This is a genomic window from Bacillus sp. FJAT-29937, assembly GCF_001509555.1.
Taxonomy (GTDB): domain Bacteria; phylum Bacillota; class Bacilli; order Bacillales; family Cytobacillaceae; genus Cytobacillus.
On record NZ_LMAS01000001.1, the window covers coordinates 258,265 to 274,940 of the forward strand.

General features: G+C 39.0%; 19 protein-coding genes and 1 riboswitch. Of the genes, 2 read left to right on the forward strand and 17 right to left on the reverse strand.

The features are described 5' to 3' along the window. Nucleotides 1-62 precede the first annotated feature (62 nt). The 17 genes from AR328_RS01245 to AR328_RS01325 form a co-directional block, all read right to left on the reverse strand. Nucleotides 63-1,400, reverse strand: coding sequence for a 5'-deoxyadenosine deaminase (locus AR328_RS01245; RefSeq protein ID WP_066288264.1), 1,338 nt, complete (start codon nt 1,398-1,400; stop codon nt 63-65). Nucleotide 1,401: 1 nt separating this feature from the next. Then, nucleotides 1,402-2,565: a M20 family metallopeptidase gene (locus tag AR328_RS01250; RefSeq protein ID WP_066288266.1), complete on the reverse strand. Its 1,164-nt coding sequence runs from the start codon at nt 2,563-2,565 to the stop codon at nt 1,402-1,404. Beyond that, on the reverse strand, nt 2,565-3,188 hold the full coding sequence (locus AR328_RS01255; RefSeq protein WP_066288269.1) for a DUF1989 domain-containing protein: 624 nt from the start codon (nt 3,186-3,188) through the stop codon (nt 2,565-2,567). The genes AR328_RS01250 and AR328_RS01255 overlap by 1 nt, the downstream gene beginning before the upstream one ends. A 15-nt stretch (nt 3,189-3,203) precedes the next feature. Then, nucleotides 3,204-3,887 (reverse strand): cyclase family protein, encoded by a 684-nt coding sequence (locus AR328_RS01260; protein WP_066288272.1) that lies wholly within the window; start codon nt 3,885-3,887, stop codon nt 3,204-3,206. Nucleotides 3,888-3,974: 87 nt separating this feature from the next. Continuing rightward, on the reverse strand, nt 3,975-5,783 hold the full coding sequence (gene ade, locus AR328_RS01265) for an adenine deaminase (protein ID WP_066288276.1): 1,809 nt from the start codon (nt 5,781-5,783) through the stop codon (nt 3,975-3,977). A gap of 3 nt (nt 5,784-5,786) precedes the next feature. Next, entirely contained in the window at nt 5,787-6,065 is a 279-nt protein-coding gene (locus AR328_RS01270) for a EutN/CcmL family microcompartment protein (protein WP_066288279.1), read from the reverse strand. 13 nt (nt 6,066-6,078) lie between these two features. Further along, the gene (locus AR328_RS01275; RefSeq protein ID WP_066288282.1) at nt 6,079-6,813 is read right to left on the reverse strand and encodes a hypothetical protein; all 735 of its coding nucleotides are present in this window, start codon (nt 6,811-6,813) and stop codon (nt 6,079-6,081) included. 2 nt (nt 6,814-6,815) lie between these two features. Then, complete coding sequence (locus AR328_RS01280) at nt 6,816-7,100, reverse strand: BMC domain-containing protein (RefSeq protein WP_066288284.1); 285 nt, start codon at nt 7,098-7,100, stop codon at nt 6,816-6,818. Between the two features lie 23 nt (nt 7,101-7,123). Further along, nucleotides 7,124-7,579: a BMC domain-containing protein gene (locus tag AR328_RS23240; protein ID WP_066288287.1), complete on the reverse strand. Its 456-nt coding sequence runs from the start codon at nt 7,577-7,579 to the stop codon at nt 7,124-7,126. Between the two features lie 24 nt (nt 7,580-7,603). Further along, on the reverse strand, nt 7,604-8,602 hold the full coding sequence (locus tag AR328_RS01290) for a hypothetical protein (protein WP_066288291.1): 999 nt from the start codon (nt 8,600-8,602) through the stop codon (nt 7,604-7,606). Nucleotides 8,603-8,615: 13 nt separating this feature from the next. Further along, a complete protein-coding gene (locus AR328_RS01295) occupies nt 8,616-8,879 on the reverse strand; it encodes a BMC domain-containing protein (protein ID WP_066288294.1) in 264 nt (87 codons plus the stop codon). Between the two features lie 99 nt (nt 8,880-8,978). Beyond that, entirely contained in the window at nt 8,979-10,316 is a 1,338-nt protein-coding gene (locus AR328_RS01300) for a UbiD family decarboxylase (protein ID WP_066288296.1), read from the reverse strand. Next, entirely contained in the window at nt 10,313-10,858 is a 546-nt protein-coding gene (locus tag AR328_RS01305; RefSeq protein WP_066288298.1) for a UbiX family flavin prenyltransferase, read from the reverse strand. The genes AR328_RS01300 and AR328_RS01305 overlap by 4 nt, the downstream gene beginning before the upstream one ends. Before the next feature lie 37 nt (nt 10,859-10,895). Continuing rightward, entirely contained in the window at nt 10,896-11,486 is a 591-nt protein-coding gene (locus AR328_RS01310) for a cysteine hydrolase family protein (protein ID WP_082677093.1), read from the reverse strand. A gap of 86 nt (nt 11,487-11,572) precedes the next feature. Continuing rightward, nucleotides 11,573-13,042, reverse strand: a complete 1,470-nt coding sequence (locus tag AR328_RS01315) for a dihydroorotase (protein ID WP_066288301.1) — start codon at nt 13,040-13,042, stop codon at nt 11,573-11,575. Nucleotides 13,043-13,087: 45 nt separating this feature from the next. Continuing rightward, on the reverse strand, nt 13,088-14,416 hold the full coding sequence (locus AR328_RS01320) for a nucleobase:cation symporter-2 family protein (RefSeq protein WP_082677094.1): 1,329 nt from the start codon (nt 14,414-14,416) through the stop codon (nt 13,088-13,090). 257 nt (nt 14,417-14,673) lie between these two features. After that, nucleotides 14,674-15,024 (reverse strand): Na-translocating system protein MpsC family protein, encoded by a 351-nt coding sequence (locus tag AR328_RS01325; protein WP_066288304.1) that lies wholly within the window; start codon nt 15,022-15,024, stop codon nt 14,674-14,676. A gap of 150 nt (nt 15,025-15,174) precedes the next feature. Further along, nucleotides 15,175-15,273, forward strand: a riboswitch (purine riboswitch). A gap of 293 nt (nt 15,274-15,566) precedes the next feature. Here AR328_RS01325 and AR328_RS01330 point away from each other — a divergent pair. Then, complete coding sequence (locus AR328_RS01330; RefSeq protein ID WP_066288308.1) at nt 15,567-16,058, forward strand: (2Fe-2S)-binding protein; 492 nt, start codon at nt 15,567-15,569, stop codon at nt 16,056-16,058. Beyond that, the gene (locus AR328_RS01335; RefSeq protein WP_066288309.1) at nt 16,058-16,657 is read left to right on the forward strand and encodes a nucleotidyltransferase family protein; all 600 of its coding nucleotides are present in this window, start codon (nt 16,058-16,060) and stop codon (nt 16,655-16,657) included. Before AR328_RS01330 ends, AR328_RS01335 begins: the two co-directional genes overlap by 1 nt. Nucleotides 16,658-16,676: the final 19 nt, after the last annotated feature.

A 16,676-nucleotide genomic window follows, 5' to 3' on the forward strand; every position in this document is an offset into this window, starting at 1 on the left:
TACTAATAATGGACTCATATTGGTTGAAAGGAGGGTACATATTTTTAAAAATTGCAACGCCTTTAGTACAATACTGTTTCTAATTTTTTCACTAATCGCTGAATGGATTTATTTGATTCTCTTAAAATAGTTGCTTTATTCATTGTAGTCATCTGTCTATTTTCCATTAGTACTTTTCCGTTCACAATCGTTGTTTCAACATCCGCTCTTGTAGCAGAATAAACAATTCTGGAAATCGGATCAATATCAGAGGATGGATATGTGTGGAAATCATTTAAGTTCAATATAGCTAGATCTGCTTTTTTCCCCGGTTCAATACTGCCAATTTCATTTTCCAATCCAACAGCTTTTGCTCCACCAATTGTAGCCATACGAAATACAGTTCTGGCGTTCATTGCTGATGGTCCATGAATAGGCTTCTGTATAATTGCAGCGAGTCTCATTTCATTGAACATATCCAGATTATTATTACAAGGAGCACCATCAGCTCCAAGGCTCACATGTGCATGTTTATCGAGCAAAGACGGGATTTCAGCAACTCCTGAAGCGAGCTTAAGATTAGATCCCGGACAGTGGCTTACCTTAACGCCGCGCTCTTTAATAATTCTTTTCTCTTCCTCATCCAGCCATACACAATGAGCGAGGATTAAACGCTCATTCGCAAGACCTATGCTATCTAGGTAGACGACATTTCTCATCCCATGTTCTTTTTCTACCAATAAAATCTCTGTTGCATTTTCGGAAGCATGTGTATGAACTCTAACATTGTATTGCTTAGAAAGATCCCTTACTGTTGTTAATAATTCCTCCGTACAGGAAACAACAAAACGTGGGCAGAAGGCATACTGAATTCTGCCGCCATCATGATTGTGCCACTTTTCAAGCAGATCGACACTTTGCTTAATGGAATCTTGCGTATTTTCTCTTAAGAGAACTGGAACTTCGTCTCCCTTATCCATCATGACCTTCCCTGCTAAGGCTCGAATTCCACTTTCGGCAATCGCCTTAAAAGCATAATCTGTATGATGAACAGTTTCCATATCAACGACTGTCGTTGTTCCGCTTTGTAATAACTCCCCAATGCCAAGCATCGCAGAATAATAAATGGATTCCTCATCATGAGATGCTTCCAATGGCCAAATTTTCTGCTTTAGCCAATCCATCAGTTCAAGGTCATCAGCCTGTCCTCTGAATAATGTTTGGCATAAATGTATATGAGTTTGAATAAATCCTGGTATCACTGTGCGTCCTGTTGCATCAATTATTTTACTTGCGAAATGGGGAAGATTTTGTCCGATTTCAACAATTTTGTCATCTACAATATAAATGTCTCCTTTAATAATTTCTTCCTTCTCATTCATCGTAACGATTTCCGCGTTCCTAATGAGAATGCTGCTCATTTTACACCTCCTGTATCTGACTAGTCTTGTCTGCTTTCTTTTCGTCAAAGTTAAGAATTAATGATTTATAAAAATCAATTGATCTTTTATAGGCAGCGACACTAACCCATTCATTTGGCTGATGAGCAAGCTTCTCATCACCTGGTCCATAGATTAATGTAGGGATTTCGCTTCTTGGATTTAATACAGCTGCATCAGTATAATAAGAAACGCCAAAGCAATTAGAGTCCTCTTCATTTTTTATTTCTAACGCACAGTGAATTATATCTGATGAAACAGCGGTTAGAATAGGTGGACGGTCTAACACTTTCGTTATCTTGAACTGATGTAGCTCCTCATTTTCAACAAGTTTATTAAGTTTTTGATTTAGCTCTTCGATTAAATGGTCATGTGATTGTGGAGGAACTGTCCGAATATCCACCCGAATGGAACATCTATCAGGAATAACATTCGTTTGAACTCCCCCATTGATCATCGTAACCGCTAAGCTGCTGCTTCCTAGCGGCTCCTTCTCTAGTTTCCACTCCACTTTTAACGCATCTAGAATCTTAATAATTTGCACCATATGATCAACAGCATTGATTCCATGATCTGGCATTGACCCGTGTGCGGTTTTTCCATATGTGCTAATTTCTAGCCATAGTGCTCCCTTATGTCCAACGACAACCTTTTCATTCGTTGGTTCGCCGATTACTAGTGCATCAATGACCCGATCGTCCTTTCCTTCCAAAAACGCTCGAGCTCCACAGCTATCGACTTCTTCACCAGCTGTTGCCAGAAATGTAATGGAAGCGGCTGGTGTCTTTTTTTCCAAAATCAAAGATTCTAGCGCTAAATACATGGCTGCCAAGCCGCTTTTCATATCTGAAGCCCCTCTGCCGTAAATCCTTTCTCCAACAATGTCACCTGAAAAAGGGGCATACTGCCATTCAGACTCTCCAGGAGAAACTGTATCCATATGGCCGCACAAAAATAGATGCTTATCACCACTGCCTCCCAGCGTCACCTCTAAATTACTGCGGTTTTCTTCAAGATAAGTCATCTTGAATGGGATACCTTTCTTCTTGCACCTTTCAATAAAAGCCTCAGTCACCTCATGCTCGTTACCTGGTGGATTTGAGCTATTGATCCGCAAAAGCTTCTGAAGGAATTGAATATCATCCATTATTCTGCCTCCACTATTTGCATTTTTAGAGATGTAACCTTCCATCCGTTTACAGGTGCCATATCTTGAGAACATGTCGTACAGGCAATGACCACGTCCTCCAAGGCTTTGAGTTTCACATAATCCCCCGGCTTTGAAAGGGGTTCTTCAATAACATAATCACCTTGATCATCCAGCACATTATTCATAAAAAGATTAATAGGATCTGGAACGATAGCTGGGTGTATATTAAATTTCTTAAGAGCTGTTTCTAAATTGTCATGGCAATTTGGATGATCATCGTGATCAAAATCCATTTTATACCGATAATAATCGCAAGCCGGAAAAAATATATCGTGAACACCCACAGTATCCTCAACAAGCTGCATTAGAGGTCTGCGTCTATTGCTGTATAGTAAATCGCCTTTTTTTAACCGAATACTGCTTAATGATGCTCTCATATGAACGGGGGATACATATTCTTGTGGATCTGCATGATTGAAACAAACAAAATCCCCAACCTGCTTCCCTTCCATATCAATGATAATTAGCACTTCGCCTTTTCTTAAAAAAGCGCTCCTGCCTTCGTAGGGAGGAATGATGATTTCTTCACGAATTCTGTCCCTATTAAAGATTCCTTTCACAAAATCACCCTCCGTCTATTCAATAAAAACAGCAACTGCCCGGATCGGGGAGCCAGTTCCTTTCCGAATCCTGAGCGGAAGCCCAAAGTATAAAAATCTCATACCTGCTATTTGATCCAAATTACAAAGGTTTTCCGTATTTGTCATGCCATATTCCCTGCAAATTAAGTGGCCGGAATACTTTGGATCATCCGGATGGTCGATTGCTGGAGCATCGATGCCAATGTTGACAACGCCTTTTTCCGCAAGCCACTTAGCTGCTTGGTAATCAAGCCCTGTATAGGTAGTTAACCATTCATCTGTGCCATATGACCTGTTATAATGGCCGGTAAAGAGTAGAACGATATCTCCCTTCTCAATAAACTGACCAGATTTATTCAAGGCTCTTTCAAGATCTTGGCTCGTAATATAACGATTTGTCGAAACATGTGAAACATCCAGGCACACAGCTGGGCCATAAAAATATTCTAATGGCATTTCGTCAATATATTTCCCATTCGGATCGTACTCATATGTAGCATCACTATGGGTCGGTCCATGTTCATTAATGATTAAATTATTTGTTGCAAAAGGAAACCCTATCTTTTTTTCTGACTCTTCATGCGTAATATTCGTAAAAATCATCGTTGATGGATGAAGAGGGAAGACTGGCATCCCATGATAGATTTCCTGAGTTAAGTCTACTAATCTGACTCCCATGATTTTTCCCTCCATTTCAAAAGCGTAAGCGCCTTTGGAACAATCAAAGGACGATTGTTCCTGAGCCGATCTTTTCCTGATGTATTTTTAAATAATCGTAGGAATAACCTCAAACTTGTCTACATCAATCAATCCCATATCAGTAATTTTCCATTTTGGACTTGTGACTAAAGACCAGAACGACAAATGCATGAACGGAACCTCCATACCGCATCCAAGCTCATCCTTTGCAAGTTTGGAAAGTTCATCAACCTTATCGCTCATTTCCTTACCGGTTAATTCATCCGTCATCAAACCACCGATACGGAGCGGAAGATCTCCAACCACTTTACTATCCTTGATCATTGCAATTCCGCCTCCCATTGCAATAACACGATTGACTGCGGTTACCATATCCTCATAATTCGTTCCAGTTACAATAATATTATGAGTATCATGGGCCACACTCTCAGCGATGGCTCCACTCTTTAAATCAAAGCCATGCAGGAATGTTTTCCCTACTCTTCCTGTTCTTCCGTGACGTTCCACAACAAGTAATGGCAATACATCCTGCTTTAGACATGGCTGGACAATTCCATCCTTTACATTCAGTGTATACTCGCCCTCGCCCGTTAAATTTTGGAAAGGAATGGCTTCAATCGCTCTAACCTTTGCACGAGTTCCTGATGCATTAATCGTCAGTTCATCTTTTGTAACTGCTTTTCGTTTAATCGATTTCTTAACACTTTCAGGATAAATATAAGGGACAATATCGATCGTTAGTTCGCCTTTTTCCGCAGCTTTTTTACCACCTAAATATACTTGATCTATCGTCATATTCATTAAATCGCTAATAACAGCAATGTCCGCCCTTTTACCAGGCGCGATCACTCCTACATCCTTAAATCCAAAGTGGGTAGCCGGGTTAATGGTTGCCATTTGGATAGCTTCGACTGGATCAATTCCTGCTGCGATTGTTCTCCGGACAATATCATTCATATGTCCATATTTCAGAAGATCTGCTGGAACCATATCATCTGACACTAAAATAGCACGTCTTGAATCCAATCCATCCTCTGTGATCGCACGAATACACTCGGCCATATTTCTTTGGGAGGAGCCTTCTCTCATAAACACACTTACTCCATAGCGCAGCTTTTCAACCATTTCTTCCTTCGTCGTTGTTTCATGGCAAGAAACATGAGTGCCTCCGCTTATAATATGTGCAGCTAGTTCTTTTCCAAATAATCCAGGAGCATTACCCTCGACAGTTTTCCCAATACTGTTTGCATAGGAGACGGCTGCCACAAGATCATCTATTAATTCTGGGGCATGCTGATATACCGGCTGGATATTACTAAAGCTTTGAATTTCACCAATCCCTTGAACATATGGATCATTCAATAAGTCCTTCATATCCTTTGCTGAAACGTCATACCCTGAAGTTTCGAGACCAGGAGCATCGGGTACGGCACATGGAACAGTGAATAAGATACGGTTTGGAAGAGTTTTAGCTTCTTCAATCATCGCTTTCATTCCATGCACACCGAGAACATTTCCAATCTCATGGGGGTCGCCAATTAATGTTGTCGTCCCTGTCGGTATGGACAGCTTAGAAAATTCCGTACATGTCAGCATGGCACTTTCGAAGTGCATATGAGAATCAATAAAACCCGGGCTAATAAATTTCCCTCGAACATCTTCTACCGTAGTTTTCGGACCAATGAGATCCTTTGCATCTCCGACCATCAAAATATATTGGCCTTTAATGGCAACATCTGCTTCATATATTTCACGGGTGATTACATTAATAAAATACCCGCCCCTAAGGACAATGTCCGCATATTGATGTGGATGCAATAATACATCAATTAATTTCCGATATTGAATAGCTTCTTTTATTTTAAGAGCGTCCACTGTTTAACCCCCTGTCATCATTCCTTCCAAACTATCAATAATTCCAATAATTGCAGCATCAATGGGTGCATCTTTATTCCTGATCGCTCGCGAAGCCATGCTTCCAGTCACATAGATGACTCTTTCACCTATTCCAGCTCCGACAGTATCAACAGTAATAATGGGATTTGGCAGTACCTGTCCATCTAATCCAATCGGCTGTGTAATTAATAGCTTCGTCCCAACTAGATTTTCATCTTTTCTCGTAGCAGTTACCCGGCCAACCACTATTCCCATGTGCATAAAGATCGTCCCCTTATTCTGTAATGATTGCAATATTCAACTCTCTTGCCATATCCTTGGCAAGGGGAGTAATGATAGTCTGACTTGGCATTCTCAATGTATGTTGATTTTGCTGTTGCAAATATCGTATTGTTTCTGCAGAAACAATTGATTTTTTTTGTGAATGATAAAGAAAAGCATCAAAATGATCATCTTCATTGATCAGGTCAATTCCCAACCCTTTTAGCTGAATCATTTGTTCCTTTAGTTTTCTTTTAAAAGCTTGAGATCCTTTATCCATACCCTTAACTTTCCATAGCTGATGATCAGCGTCCATGCCTATTTTTAATGCCACTACCTTCTTACCTGTCATTAAACTATGAAGGATCAGACGGACAAAAGGCCTCTGTTCATTGAAGGAAAGAATATCTGAAACAATTGAAAATGAAAGGACTGGAAGAAATACGATGTCAATCATTATGTTCTCAGATAATTGCTGATGAGAAATCCAATCATCATTGCCAATTATTCTCACAATCTCATTTCTTTCGTCATGAAAGTAAGGCAAATTCTCCACTGAGATTCGCAGCATGCATTGTTTATTAGTTAAATCCTTCAAATATAAAAGTCCTGGTTCCATTCCAATCAAATGAGAGGTAATTAGAGCCAGGACATATGGTCTTTTCTGCAGGCTCTTACTGTAGCTGTTTCGCTTCGACAGCTCTTGCAGAGTGTGTTTCATCATGACACTCTGCTTATTTGAGCTCATATTTATTCACCAATCGTTTTGGATAATAAGGCTCTTTCCACTTCGCTGTGAGGTCTAGGAATCACATGGACAGATACTAATTCTCCAACGCGGCTTGCTGCTTCAGCTCCAGCATCAGTAGCTGCTTTAACAGCGCCTACATCTCCTCTTACCATAACAGTGACAAGTCCAAATCCAACCTTTTCATAGCCGCAAATTTCCACATTTGCTGCCTTAACCATTGCATCTGCAGCCTCTACTGCCCCAACCAAACCCTTTGTTTCTACTAATCCTAATGCTTCACCCATGATTTATTTCCTCCTCATATTGATTAATTTGAGTTGTTATTATCTTCCTCTGATTGACTATTTTCCGTTCTATCATTTTCCACTTTTTTAGTGGTTCCTTTTTTCGTTGAGCCTTTATTATTTATTCCCTTTGCTTCGGCTTCCTTTTTGTTTCCCTCTGAGTCTTCCTTTTTACTTCGACTATTCTCTTCAAGCTTAAAATGCGGTAATAGTTTACTTGATACTTCATTGTGAGCCCTTGGTATTACATGAAAGGAAATGACTTTTCCAATACGATCAGCCGCTTCCTTACCAGCATCCACAGCAGATTTAACCGCGGCGACATCCCCGCTGAAATGAACCGTAACACCAAGATATCCATTTACTCCAATAACTTTTTCAATGCCTACAATTTCTACATCCGCTGCTTTAACTGCAGCGTCTGCAGCAGAAACAGCTGTTAAATAGCCCACTGTTTCAATTAATCCTAGTGCTTGCAATTACATAGCCTCCAGTCATAAATGTTATTTAAGCTTCTCTGCTTCCTTTAATAATTCGTCAGAAACATTTGAAATCGTTAAGAATGAACCATAAAGAAGTAAAGAACCTTTCTCTACGGTATAGTTGAACTTAATATTTGGTGATTTTTTCAATAAACGATCTAATAGAAGAATGGACGAATATTGATTAATTCCGTCAAGAACAGCCACTCCATCTACATGGACATTTAAATGAAGCTGTTTTGTTAACCAAGGACTAGGGGATTGAACTTTATAAAGCTGTAATGACTTATTTGAATGATGAGAAAGTTTTTGAAATAATGTTTTTACAGCTGCGGTAAGTTTAGCAGCATCCTCATCATATAACTCAAGGACAAAGCCGCTGCTTTTTTCTTTATCCCATATCAAACTATATTTCATCGTCGAATACTCTCGTAAAATATCATTCACTAAAAATAATTGGCCGATTGAAGATTGTTCACTCAAGATGACTCCAATCGAATGTGACTTTAGCGGCCGCTGAAATGATTCAAGCAATTTTTCAGAAAGACCAGAATATATCCAAGCTTTAATTCCATTTCTCGTTTGGCCGATAAACTTACTTTCTTCATTAATACGATTATTTACATACGAGCTATTTTGGGGCTTATTCAATGGCTGGTTCCCTTGTACAAGAGAGATCGTCTGCAGTTTTGAAAGGGTACCCATAATGGAATCTTTACTTGCGGTTTTTGGATGAGCTATTCTTTGTTCATTTTTCGATGAATAAATGTTTTTATTTTTATTTGTATTATTTTTTGTATTTTCAGGCAGTCCGGCTAGTCTTTTTTGGATATTTTTCTGCTGATAATTTGGCCGATTTATTCCAGCTATCGTTTGATTTGGCGTTTCCTTTCTGCTGTCATTAACAGTGGATTTCGAATAAACGAACCTGGAATCTCCCCCGTTAAACAAAGGATTCTCTCTCGGCTTTTTGGCCGGCTGTAATACTTCCTGGACAATACTTTTCATGAATTCTGACAAGCATATTCACCTCCTAGAGAATCTTAGCAAGCTCTGCATGCGGCCGAGGAATGACATTAAAGGATACTAACTCTCCTCCGGTCTTAGAATGAGCCATTTTCCCTACCTCGACAGCAGCAGTTACAGCTGCAACATCTCCTTCTACAATTACAGTCACTAACCCAGAACCGACCCGTTTTAAGTCTACTAAACTAACATTGGCTGCTTTAGCCATGGAATCAAGTGCTTCTATCGCAGCTGTTAATCCTCTTGTTTCAATCATCCCAATTGCCTTCATTTCCCGTCCCCCTTCACAATACCAATATGAGGAAATAGTCAAATAAACCTTAAAATTCCAAGTGGAAACTCAACTGTTTCATGAAGTTTTCTAGTTTTCCTATAAATAATCTTCAAGATTGACTTCAATTGGAATGGATGTTCTCCTAAACATTTCTTCTTCTCCTAATGGATAGGTGGCGTCTATTCCCATTTTGTCGGAAACACCTCTTAGGTTATGGGAGGATTCGAGTGGAGAACCTTTAGCCCCGGGAACAATAAATACGTCATTTGAGGCCTGAACCCTAGTTGCAACCGCCCATTCAACATCCTCTGAATCGAAAATATCAACATCATCATTTACTACAACGACATGTTTTAAATCTTTATCACTAGCAAATGCAGCAAGTGCTGCTTGCTTTCCATCCCCTTCAGATTTCTTCTCAATTTGAATGACAGCATGGTAACGAGCAACACCTCCCATCGGAATATGTACTCCTTTAATATTCGGAATGACCTGTCTAACAGTACTTAATAAGGTCGCTTCCCGAACGAGAGCCATTGGCAGTCTTTCTTCATAGCTTGAAGGGAAGATGGTCTGGTTAATAGCTTGATTCCGATAGGTTACAGCTGATATTTCCACGATTGGCTGAGGGGATCTAAACCCATAATAGCCGGCTAATTCTCCAAATGGCCCTTCCATTTCACGTTCATTCGGTAACATTCGGCCTTCAAAAACAATTTCCGCTTCTGCCAGAACATCTAAATCTACCGTCTTACAACGAACAACATCTAAGGATTGTCCAAGTAAAGCTCCTGCAACATTTAATTTGTCTGTATGATATAGATGTGTGCTAATCTGTGAACTCAATACGACAGCCGGCACTACCCCAAACATAACCGCCACTTCCATTGGCTCTCCCAATTTTTCAAAATATGAATACTGATCCAATAACTCTGGTGAAGTAATTAATATATTCGTTCGATTTCCGCCTAAATACTGCATCCTCCTTATAGATGTATATCTTTTCTTGCCAGTAATATCCTTCACAACTAGTATCCCTGATACATAATAGGCACCTGAATCCCCTGCGTGAAAAGTCGGGATTGGAAACAGGTCTGCTAAATCAAAGTCGCCTGTAACTAGATTTTCCTGTACAGGTCCAGTTTCTTTTAAAGTTGTAGGAATTGGATTAACAATTGAGTCAATAATTTTAGGGATTAATTCCGAAGTTTGAATACCCATGCTATCAGCAAGTAGATCACGATCTCCGCCTAATCCTGCTGTCATAGCTGATTGATAACCTTTGACTTTTTCAAAGAGGAAAGGTTGTCTGCCATTTTTTGTGTTGACAATCGCACCTAATTCATAGCGGGGATCTACTTCTCGCTTAATTCGATATAGAAGGCCTTTATTCTCCCAGTCATCTAATAATGCTCTCATTGTTACAGGTATCATGATTTTTCTCCCCACCTTTCCAGCAAACGATGATCAATATAAAGCATGTCTAAAATTCGCGCTACCATAAAGTTGGCCAGCTCCCATATTTCTGTTGGCTTATGGTAGAATCCTGGAGAGGCTGGCATAATACATGCACCTGTCTCAGCTAGCAGTGTCATATTACGCAAGTGAATTAGATTAAAAGGGGCTTCCCTTGGAACGATAATAAAATTTCGTTTTTCTTTTAAAACCACGCTTGCTGCTCTGCTTAGCAATGTATCCCCTACACCATTTGCAATGGCCCCAAGTGTATTCATGGAACATGGAACGATAACCATCCCGTCAGTCAAATAAGATCCGCTTGCTATGGACGCAAACAAATTTTTATTACTATGGACAGTGGCGTACTCTTTAAGCTCCTCCATCGAGACTCCGCACTCAAATTGCATTACTTTCTCTCCCATATCCGTAACAATTAAGTGCGTCTCAATCCCTAATTGATGAAGGGCGCGGATCAAAGTGTATCCATACAATGATCCGCTAGCCCCAGTAATACCCACTAGAATTCTTCTTTTTCGTTCTCCGAAAGGGATAATTTTAGACAACCTTTTCGTCTTGGGAGAATTTAATTTTTGCTGCTTCTTTATATTCATCCGTTGTCATGATATCTCCGAAAATATCAATATCTCTTAATCCGGAGACATGCATATCGTCATCTTGTGAGGCTGTTCCATCAGAAAGACAGATGATATTATATCCATGATAAAGGGCATCAGATGCCGTGCTGCGAACACAAACATTAGTCCACACACCTGTTAATACGACTGTATCTATTTCCTCTTCCCTTAAGAACAGATCAAAATCGGTATAGCTAAACGCACTATGTCTTCTCTTCTGAACGACATAGTCACCCTTATCTTCTTCCGGCTGCAGTTCAGGTATGAACTCTGATCCCCATGTGCCTTTTACCGCATGAACAGGTCTTACACGGAAATCCCTGTCATTTTTTCGGTGAGCCTCCTGGACATGAACCACTTGAATATTGTGATCATGTGCAAAATCAATAAGCTCTCTAATTTTAGGTACAATTTTTTCCCCATTTTCACAGCGAAGTGCCGCATTTTCACCAATAAAATCATTAAGCATATCGATTACTACAACACAATGTTTTTTTCCTTTAAGTTCCACTTATCTTTCATCCTTTCAAAAGGTTGATTTCATCTTTCTATTTGTTAGATGAAACTTGCTAAATCCAATTTTATTTACCTTTGCAATCAATTTTGAGTTACAGCTTCAGCTTCCTTTGATTCTACTTTTACTGCTTCATACTTTTCATATTTTAAAGTTCTTTCTAAACGTTGAATGCTTTGACGAGGTACATATTCGCCATAGCCAGCTTCACCAACAATTCCACCATTATCTTCATCGTACACAAGATTTCCACGGATAATCGTCTGTACTGGTTTTCCTTTTAGTTCCAATCCGTGTAATGGATTATACTTTGCCATTGATTCAGTTTTTTGTTCATCAATAACATATTCCTTCTCAAGATCAATGATTGTGAAGTCAGCATCACTGCCAATTTCCATTGATCCTTTTTTCGGATATATGCCATAATGAATAGCAGCATTCCGGCTCGTTACCTCAACAAAACGTGATAAGGATAGACGGCCTTTATTTAATCCTTCACTTACTAGGATAGGAACCATTGTTTCTACGCCTGGAATACCAGGGAATGTATTCCATATATTCGCCCCTGGATAATCTTTTTCTGTTGCAATTTCATATGGAGCATGGTCGGTTCCAACGAAATCGATTGTTCCATCGGCAAGTGCCTGCCAGTGGGATTCATTGTCTTCTTTACCGCGCAGCGGAGGAGCAATTTTTGCATATGAACCGCGTTCTGACATGGAATCCTGTGCGTTAAGTACGAGGTAATGAGGGCAAGTTTCTGAAGTTACTTTAATCCCTCGTTTCTTTGCGTTCCTAACTAGCTCCACTCCCTCTTTTGTACTCATGTGCACAACATGGACACGAGCATCTGTTGCTTCGGCAAAGCTTAGTATTAATTCGATTGCAACCTTTTCAGCTAGACTTGATCTTGCCTCCGCCCATGCAGGTCCATCAAAGCGCCCCTCTTTTTCTAGCTTCTTAGAGTTAAAAGTACAAATATCATAGTTTTCAGCATGCACACCTATTGGCAAACCTGTTTTTGCCACATGTTTAAAGATTTCAAGCATTTCAGCATCTGAAACCTTTGGGAAAGTTGGTACGGAAGGTGTCATATACACTTTAAAAGCGACAACCCCTTCATCAATTTGCGGGTAAATATTATCGATCCAGCCTTCACGGGCATCTTCTCCCGTCATTCCTCCCCAGAAGCAATAATCAATATATGCTTGGTCACGAATAGGTCCTATTTTCTTGTGAAAGCTGTCCCCATCCCGAACAGAAGGCTTGCTGCAGCATGGCATATCAATGATCGTTGTTAACCCGCCAGCTGCGGCTGACCGGCTTCCAGTTGCAAATGTTTCTCTATGAGTAAAGCCTGGATCCATAAAATGTGTATGCGGGTCAATACAGCCAGGAACTACTAGCTTTCCTTCCACATCAATAACTTTTGTAGCATTTAAGAAGCTAATATCATTGGAATATCCTATAATTTTTCCATCATTTACAAGAATATTCGTTAGAACTTGACGATCCCCTTGTGGAATGTTTGCATTTTTCAGAATTAGATCCATAGTTTCTACCCCTTATACTGTTAAATTTCTGCTTTATGCAGATTATTAAATGGTATCCATTGAGTGCTCAGTTTTTAACTGATTTATTTGCTCATTTTTAGATATATTTAAATCCTTATAATTAAAGACCACATTTAGTAAAATGGCGGTCAAGCTTCCAATGACTATTCCATTTTCAACGAGTAAACGAACACTTATTGGAAGACTGCCAAACATAGCTGGAACAACTGCGGCTCCTAAACCGATTCCAACGGAGCAGGCAATAATTAAGAGGTTTTCATTTTTGGAAAAATCTACAGCTGAAAGCATTCTAATCCCTGAAGAAATTACCATCCCAAACATTGGGATCATGGCACCACCAAGTACAGCCATAGGGATAACGGTAGTTAGAGCTGCAATCTTAGGCAAAAGTCCTAAAATAATTAGTATGACCCCTGCTGAAATGACAACATTTCTAGTTTTCACTTTAGTCAGAGCTACAAGGCCAACATTTTGAGAGAATGATGTATAAGGAAAAGCATTAAATATTCCTCCGATGACAACTGCAAGTCCTTCTGCTCTTAATCCCTTTTTAATATCCTTGGATTCTAGTTTTCGTTCACATACATCACCTAATGCTAAAAATACGCCAGTAGACTCTATCATACTTACAATGGCGACTAAGGTCATTGTAAGTATAGCCGAGAAATTAAATGTAGGCAGACCGAAATAAAAAGGCTGAACAATATGGAACCAGGAAGCATTGGCAACTTCGGCAAAACTAACCATTCCCATAAAATATGCGACTACCGTACCAGCAATTAATGAAAGAAGAACAGAAATTGCTTTCATATATCCTTTGAAGAACCGATTCATCAAGATGATTAGAATTAGTGTAAATATGGCTAAAAATAAATTTTGGGAGCTGCCAAAATCCGGTGAGCCCAGTCCGCCAGCAGCATTATTCATAGCAACTGGAATTAAGGAAACCCCAATAATTGCAACAACTGAACCAGTGACAACTGGAGGGAAAAAACGCATGATCTTACTCATAAACTGCGATAATATCATAACGAAAATTCCAGATGCAATGATGGCACCATAAATGGAGGTTATTCCTTGTAATTGTCCAATGGCAATCATCGGCCCAACTGCTGTAAATGTACAGCCTAAAATGACAGGTAATTTAATACCGAAATGCTTCCCGCCTATGACCTGTAATAAAGTAGCTATCCCACATGTAAATAGATCAATCGAGATTAAATAAGCAAGTTGTTGAGCATTTAATCCAATTGCAGGTCCAACAATTAAAGGTACAATGACAGCCCCTGCATACATTGCCAAAACATGCTGAAATCCTAAGGTTCCAATTTTGAAAGGATTAAGTTTTTCCAAGTTCAGTCCCCCATATTTACAGAATATGTCTTCAGTATTACTTGGGATGCATTTCACTATTTTTCTTACAAATCACCTCCAAAAATAAAAATTTGTATATAAAAAACCGCAGTAATAGAAAACATCTTTCATAAGATGATTATCTACTACTGCGGTTTCAAATAACTTCCGTTAAACAAAAGCAAAAGGAACCGCTTTCAAAATGGTTAAGAGAAGTTGCGACTTGCACAGCTCTCCCAAGCAAAATTGATAGCTTATTATTCTATAAAATATATGATTGTACAAGCCTCTTCCGTGACAGGATCGTAATCTTTTAAAATGGTTTTCACTTTAAAATGCAGCATCTCTTCAATCTGATCTTTAAATAACGATTTGAATTCAACACTTAATGCTGAATCAACCGAAATAGTCAAATGGTGGAAATTCTTACTAAGCATTTGTAGCGACTGGACCCGTTTATGCTGAGCAAAAATGATTACCCTGTCATCAAATATTTCTATTCGCTGTTTCTTTACTCCAACACCGTGAATTTCTTGGTTGACTCGATTATAAAGATGAGCAATATCCTTTTTTAATGATTGATGGGTATGTATAGAAATAATAGACATATTTTCCCCCCGTTACTCACTATATTAAACAAAGCCAGTTTTATTGTCAATAGTATTATCTGAAAATTTGCACTTGACAAAATATTGGAATGGCATTTACACTACAAATCAACTTATACTTTTTTGAAAATTTAAACATTTTTGGTCAAAAATATCTAATATTATTATTTTCGTATAACCTCAAAAATCGGTTTGAGGGTTTCTACTAGGGACCGTAAATTCCTAACTACGAAAGGGTTTCTAACGTGTAAAAAAATCACGGCAGCCTTTTTGTATGGGAATTTTTTTGTTCCTTAGCTAGTAAAAAAGCACCGTATTTTTAATCAAAATAACAATGAACTAAAACTTACTGCTTATTTTCCTGCACAATATTTTATCTTTCATACACCCCGTGATTGCCACACTCTTCCAATTGTAAAATTTCCTATTACATAGTCCATTTACCTAATAGTCCAATTAAAAATAAATGTAGAAAACACTTTTTATCAACGCATCCTATTACGATTAATAACCAGAGAAATCAATTATATGGAGGGAATTTAATGAGAACAATAAATTTTACTGTTAATGGCTCACCTTGTGCTGTATCATGCCCGCCGGCAAAAACTTTGCTGGACGTATTAAGGGAGGATCTAAAATTGACAGCCAGCAAGGAATGCTGTGGCAAAGGAGAATGCGGATCATGCTCCGTTTTGTTAAATGGTGAAGTCGTCTGCTCCTGTTTGATTCTCGCGGGTCAAGTTGAGAATCAAGAAATAGTAACTTGTGAAGGGGTCGGCTTAACTTCAAATATGGATGTTATCCAAGAATCCTTTGTAGTAGAGGGTGCCACTCAATGCGGGTATTGCACGCCAGGCATAATAGTTTCTGCAAGGGCCTTTCTAAATAGAATCGATTATGTGCCAACGACTAATCAAATTAAAACCGCATTAGGGGGAAATCTTTGCCGGTGCACCGGCTATACGAAAATTATTAAAGCCATCCAAACCGCTGCCGAAAAGGAAATGAAATCAATAGGAAAAGCAACGACGTAATGAAGGTTTCAGCCATTTTGCTGTCTGCTGGGTTATCAAGCCGAATGAGGCCGCTCCCTCATAAAGGATTGCTTCAATGGAAAGGAAAAACGTTAATCGAACATCAAATTCAAATGCTGTTAAATTCAAATCTATCAGAAATAATTGTAGTTGTTGGCCATGAGGCTGAGAAATTTTTTCCTATTACAAATCAATATCCCGTTAAAGCGGTATATAACGAGAACTTTCTTCAAGGAAAATGCTCTTCCATCATTAAAGGGCTTCAATCGATTGATCCTGCCTGTGACATGATATTAATTACAGCTGTTGATCAGCCAATTGATGATACTGTTATTAATCACCTAATTCAATCACTGCAAGAGTCTAATTGTTTAATTGCCATACCGTTAAATAATGGGAAAAGAGGGCACCCTATACTATTCTCAAAAAATATTATTCATGTGCTTCTATCGATACAGGAAGAGACACAGGGACTCCGTAATATTATTCGCAAATATGAAAACCAAATAGTGGAAGCTGTCATCGACAATACCCTTATTTCTCAAAATATTAACACTCCAATGGACTACCGAATGTCTCTAACTATAAGCAATTCTTAGTAAGCAAAGAAAATCATTC